Annotated in this window: 6 protein-coding genes and 1 pseudogene; 3 read left to right on the top strand and 4 right to left on the bottom strand. The window is 61.3% G+C overall.

The genetic code is table 11. The features are described 5' to 3' along the window. The 3 genes from ABYW26_RS09610 to ABYW26_RS09600 all read right to left on the bottom strand — a co-directional run. On the bottom strand, window positions 1-462 hold a 462-nt coding region (locus ABYW26_RS09610; protein WP_372604597.1), incomplete at its 3' end, for a tyrosine-protein phosphatase. A 77-nt stretch (window positions 463-539) separates the two neighbouring features. Further along, entirely contained in the window at window positions 540-731 is a 192-nt protein-coding gene (locus ABYW26_RS09605; RefSeq protein WP_372604596.1) for a hypothetical protein, read from the bottom strand. Between the two features lie 60 nt (window positions 732-791). Then, window positions 792-1,907 (bottom strand): pyridoxal phosphate-dependent aminotransferase, encoded by a 1,116-nt coding sequence (locus tag ABYW26_RS09600; RefSeq protein WP_372604595.1) that lies wholly within the window; start codon window positions 1,905-1,907, stop codon window positions 792-794. 96 nt (window positions 1,908-2,003) lie between these two features. On the opposite strand from ABYW26_RS09600, the gene ABYW26_RS09595 reads away from it, so the two are divergent. Both ABYW26_RS09595 and ABYW26_RS09590 read left to right on the top strand, forming a co-directional pair. Next, window positions 2,004-2,759 carry an alpha/beta fold hydrolase gene (locus ABYW26_RS09595; protein ID WP_372604594.1) on the top strand — a complete coding sequence of 252 codons (756 nt, stop codon included), beginning with the start codon at window positions 2,004-2,006 and terminating at the stop codon, window positions 2,757-2,759. Window positions 2,760-2,941: 182 nt separating this feature from the next. Next, the gene (locus tag ABYW26_RS09590) at window positions 2,942-3,655 is read left to right on the top strand and encodes an alpha/beta fold hydrolase (RefSeq protein WP_372604593.1); all 714 of its coding nucleotides are present in this window, start codon (window positions 2,942-2,944) and stop codon (window positions 3,653-3,655) included. Window positions 3,656-3,657: 2 nt separating this feature from the next. On the opposite strand, the gene phaZ is transcribed toward ABYW26_RS09590, so the two are convergent. After that, the gene (gene phaZ / locus ABYW26_RS09585; RefSeq protein ID WP_372604592.1) at window positions 3,658-4,923 is read right to left on the bottom strand and encodes a polyhydroxyalkanoate depolymerase; all 1,266 of its coding nucleotides are present in this window, start codon (window positions 4,921-4,923) and stop codon (window positions 3,658-3,660) included. Between the two features lie 115 nt (window positions 4,924-5,038). Here phaZ and ABYW26_RS09580 point away from each other — a divergent pair. After that, window positions 5,039-5,564, top strand: a pseudogene (locus ABYW26_RS09580) (class I poly(R)-hydroxyalkanoic acid synthase); the annotation flags it as partial.

Here is a 5,564-nt window from a genome sequence, read left to right as displayed (position 1 = left end):
CAGCGCCGAGGCCAGACCGGCCCGGTCGGCACCGGATTTGCAATGCATCAGGAACGGCTTTTCCACGCTGTCGAACAGGTCGAACAGTTCCAGATAGCGGGTGCGATCCAACAGTTTACGCGCTGACAGCGCCACGGTGATCAGGGTGATCCCGGTTTCGGCACAGGCGCGTTCTTCGAACATGTGATGCGATTTGCCGACCCCGCCGCGCAGCGAAATGATCGTGGAAATCCCCATGTCGCGATAGCGCCGGATGCGCCGCGGCGACGGCTGGTTCGAGCGCCACACCCCCGGCGCAATCTCATCCAGATTGGTCCACAACGCCCGCAGAAACGCGTGATCCATCAGCTGGAAATGCACATGCGCCGCCAGACGCCCGCAGAGGGTGCTCAGATCGTCGCTGGCCTTGGTGGGCGCGACACGCGACCTGTCGTCCAGTTGGGACTTGCTATTGTTCGTCATACGAGCTTTCGGCGCTTGGAATACAGGGGCGGGGTCTAACGTGAAAGCCGTGGTCTGACAAGCATATGCGCCCCGGCCTAGCCGCCCGACGCAAGGATGCGCGCGCGCCAGTTGTTGAGGAGGATGTTCAGCACCAGACCCAACACCAGTGCCGGACCAAGGCCGACCAGCGCCCAGATGACGAAGAACAGGATGATCAGGTTGACCAGTGCCATGACCAGCGCGGCGTTGGTGTAATTGGGGGCCGAGGTGACGGGGCGGTCCTGCATGGCGCACCTGTGAACGAAAACTCTGCCTCACAGTTTAGCCCCCGCCCGCATCCGGGCCATTCACAAAGCCGTTTGCCGCGCCTCTTGCAGGGCTTTGGGCAATTCTTCGCCGAAAAGCGCCAGATTGTCGGGCGTTCCGGCCGACACCCGGATGCAGCGGTCGCCCGGAGGCGCAAACGGCATCCGCACGAACAGCCCCCGCGCGATCAGCGCCGTCATCACCGCCCGGGCAAACGCGCCGTCACCGCCGCAATCGATGCTGACGAAATTGGTGGCCGAGGGCAGCGGCGTCAGCCCATTGGCGCGGGCGATGTCGCTGATCGTGTCGCGGGCGGTGGCGACGCGGCTTTGCACCTCGGCCAGCCAGTCCTGATCCTTCAGCGCTGCCAGCGCCCCGGCCTGACTGATCCGGGCCAGCCCGAAATGGTCGCGCACCTTGTCAAAGGCCGAGATCAGCGCCGGTGTGCCGATCGCATAGCCAATGCGCGCCCCGGCCATGCCGTAAGCCTTTGAAAAGGTGCGCATTCGGATCACGCGCGGATCGTCCGGGTTGATCACCGGGGCGGTGCCCTGAGGGGCGAATTCGATATAGGCCTCGTCCAGAATCAACAGGCAGCCATCGGGCACGGCGTCGATCATCGCCTGCATCCGTGCGGCATCGTGCCAACTGCCCATCGGGTTGTCGGGGTTGGCGATATAGATCAGCTTGGGGCGGACCTGCCGCGCCAGTTCGATCAAAGCCTCAGGGTCCTCAAAGTCATCGCGGAACGGCACGGTGTGCAGCACGCCGCCATAGCCGGTGACGTGAAAATTGAACGTCGGATAGCCACCGGCCGAGGTCACCACCGCGTCACCCGGCGCCACGGTCAGACGCACAAGACTGCTGAGCAGGCCGTCAATGCCGCCGCCGATGACCAGATTGTCCATTCCGACACCCAGATGCGCCGCCAGCGCCTGACGCAGATCCCAGCTTTGCGGATCGCCGTATTTCCAGGTTTCGGCGGCCTCGGCGCACATCGCCTGAATGGCCTTGGGCGAGGGGCCAAAGACGCTTTCATTGGCGCCCATCCGTGCCTTGAAGGGCTTGCCCATGGCGCGTTCCTGCGTCTCGGGGCCGACAAAGGGCACCGAGGCGGGCAGGCTGGAAGCGAGGTCGGTAAAACGAGGTCCGGTCATGGCGAAAGCAAAGCGCAAATTCCCGGTCCGGGCAAGGGCGCTCTTGCGGTGGGGGGCAAAGCGGCTAACCTGCCGGCACCAAGGAACGGAGCCACCATGACACATCCCAAATTTCTGGACACGGCCTCGGGCCGTCGCATCGCCTTTCACCTGACGCCGGGCAAAGCGCCGGGCGTGGTGTTTCTGGGCGGGTTCATGTCGGACATGGAGGGCACCAAGGCGGTGCATCTGGAAGACTGGGCACAGCGCACCGGCCGGGCGTTCCTGCGGTTTGATTATTCGGGGCATGGCCAATCCTCGGGGGCGTTCGCGGATGGAACGATCGGCGATTGGGCCGAAGACGCGATTGCGGCGATCTCGGCGCTGACCGAGGGGCCGCAGGTGTTGATCGGGTCGTCCATGGGCGGCTGGATCGCGCTGTTGGTGACGCGCGCCCTGCCGGATCGCGTCGCCGGATTGGTCGGCATCGCTGCTGCGCCGGATTTCACCGAAGACAGCATGTGGGCCGGATTTACCGAGGCGCAAAAGGCGGCGCTGATCCGGAACGGGCAAATCGAACTGCCCTCGGATTACGACGACCCCTATGTTATCACCCGCGCCCTGATCGAAGACGGGCGCAACAATCTGGTGCTGCGCGACCCGCTGAACCTGCCGTTCCCGGTGCGGCTGTTGCAGGGGACGTCGGATGCGGATGTGGATCAATCCGTCGCTTTGCGGCTGCTTGAACACGCGCAGGGCGACGATATTCGCCTGACCTTGGTCAAAGGTGCCGATCACCGGTTCTCGACCCCGGAATGTCTGGCCCTGATCGAAAAATCGGTGGAGAAAATACTGGTCCGGGCGGGAAATTGACTGCAATATTACGATAAATATCGGATTTCTGGCGCTGGAATGGATGACGCGGTGAATTTTAAATTATCAGTTAGTTTTCAATATGTAGACGTCAGAACATCAGGAAAAACTTTAGAAATCACGGGTTCAATTTTCGAACATTTTCGTGATTTCCCAGCGTCTCAGCGCAAGGCCTTGGTATGATGACCGAACCGCTGGTCCTGATCCCCGGAATGATGTGCGATGGCCGGGTTTTTCTGGACCAGATCACCGCTTTCGGGGCCGATCGCGCGGTTCAGATTGCCTCGTGCGGCAAGCACCAGAGCATCAGCCTGATGGCTAAGCATGTGCTGGAATCGGCCCCGGCGAAATTCGCGCTGGCCGGGCATCAGATGGGTGGCGTCGTGGCGATGGAGGTGTTGCGCATGGCGCCCGACCGGGTGATGCGACTGGCGGTGATGTCCTGCACGCCGCTGGCCGAAACCCCGCAAGAGGCCGCCGCCCGCGAGACCCGGATCATGCAGGCCCGCGCCGGTCACTTCGACGATGTGGTGCGCGGCGAGGTTCCGGTCTCGGCGCTGGCGCCGGGGGCGGGGCGGATGGCGGTTCAGGCCAGCCTGACCGAGATGCTGACCGCGCAAGGCGGCGCGGTGTTTCTGGCCCAGTCGCGCGCGATGCAGCGCCGCCCGGATCAGCAGCGGCTGTTACGGCAGTTGCGCGGCATACCGGTGATGGTGCTGTGCGGGGCGCATGACACGATCACGCCACCGCGGCGGCATCAGTTCATGGCCGAATTGACCCCACATGCCAGCCTGTCAGTCATAGAAACGGCGGGACATGTCCCGCCGCTTGAATCGCCCAAGGCTGTGACGACGGCGATGCGTCAATGGCTCGCCGCCCCGTATGTTTTAAACTAGGCTCAGACCGTTTTCAGGTGCGAAACCTTGGCGTCCTGCCCGGAATTGCTGTCGATAAAGTTCAGCACCAGCGGGCGGATATTGTCGCGCCAGCTTTTGCCGGCGAAGATGCCATAGTGACCGGCGCCTTGCTCAAGATGGCTGGCTTTCTTGCTGTCGGGCAGGCCGGTCAGCAGGTCCAGCGCGGCAACGCATTGGCCGGGGGCCGAGATATCGTCAGCCGAGCCTTCGACGGTTTTCACCGCGACATTGGTGATCTTGCCGATATCGACCTGTTTGCCAGCAACGACGAACTTGTTCTGCGCGATTTCAAGGTTTTTGAAGATGCGCTCGACCGTCGACAGATAGAATTCGGCGGTCATGTCCATGACGGCCAGATATTCATCGTAGAAACGGTTGTGTTTGTCGTGGTCGCCGGCTTCGCCCTTGGCAACGCGCAGGATCTGCTCGCGGAACGCTTCCGAGTGGCGGTCGGCATTCATCGACATGAACGAGGCCAGCTGCAGCAGGCCCGGGTAAACCAGACGGCCAACGCCAGCATATTTAAAGCCAACGCGCTGAATCGCCAGTTGTTCAAGCTGGCCCATGGTGATGCGGCTACCAAAGTCGGTGACGTCGGTCGCGGCGGCATCGGGGTCGATCGGGCCACCGATCAGGGTCAGGGTGCGGGGCTGGGCCTCGGGGGCCTCTTCGGCCAGATAGGCGGTCGCGGCCAAGGTCAGCGGCGCAGGCTGACATACGGCGATCACGTTGATCTCGGGGCCGAGGAATTTCATAAAATCGACAAGATACAGCGTGTAGTCTTCGATATCGAACTTGCCTTCGGATACCGGGATGTCACGCGCGTTATGCCAATCGGTCGTATAAACTTCGCAATCCGGTAGCAGCGACGCGATGGTCGAGCGCAGCAGCGTGGCATAGTGGCCGGACATCGGCGCAACCAGCAGCACCTTGCGCTGTTTCTCGGGGCGGCCATGGACGCGGAAATGGATCAGGTCGCCAAAGGCGCGGGCGATCACCGGTTCGACGCTGACCACATGGTCACGGCCGTCGTCACCAACGATGGTCAGGATGTTCCAATCCGGCTTGGCAACCATACGCGCAAAGCTGCGTTCGGTCACTTCGCCCCAGGCGGCAAGCAGGCGGAAAAACGGGTTCGGCATCACACCGGTGAACGGATAGGAAGCCAGCGCCAAAGCAGACGCGCCTAGCCACTGATTCGTGTTTCGGGCGCTTTCCATCAGGTCGTACGTGGCGATGTTTTTCATGCGGCATTCCTTTGCAATGGCAAATGGCCGGTTGTAATGTCAGTAGTCAGTGGCGTCATTTTGCCGCTGTTCAGTGCGTTTCTGCAACTGCAAAATATAGGGGGGATAATTACGGATGACAACTGAAGAAGCAACTACCAGCGCGAATTTGGAGCGTCTGAACGAGAACCTGGCAAAGGTCGAGAAGTTGTCTGAGCGTCTTATTGCGGCCATGTCGCACAAGCGTTCTCTGGATCCTGCGGTGCAGGCGCCCAGCCATGAACTGATGATGAAAGCCGCCTCGGCCTACATGCAGGACATGATCAATCAGCCGTCGAAAATTTTCGAGCAACAGGCCTCTTACTGGGGGAAAACGCTCAAACATTTCATTGCAGCGCAGGAAGCTTTGGCCGCAGGAAAGCTGCAGGCGCCCGAAGATAACACCCCCAAGGATCCTCGCTTCGCCGACGAGATGTGGCAGACCCATCCCTATTTTAATTTCGTAAAACAACAGTATCTGATGACTGCCGAAGCGGTGCATCGGACCGTCGATGAAATGGAAGGTCTTTCCCCCAAAGATCGCGCCCGGGTTGAGTATTTTACCCGCCAGATCGTCGATATGATGTCTCCCGCCAACTTTCTGGGCACCAATCCCGAGGCTT

The sequence above is a fragment of the Actibacterium sp. genome (assembly GCF_041584535.1).
GTDB lineage: Bacteria > Pseudomonadota > Alphaproteobacteria > Rhodobacterales > Rhodobacteraceae > Actibacterium_D.
The sequence above is the reverse complement of the archived record's forward strand: the minus strand, read 5'-3'. Positions and strand labels throughout refer to the sequence as shown.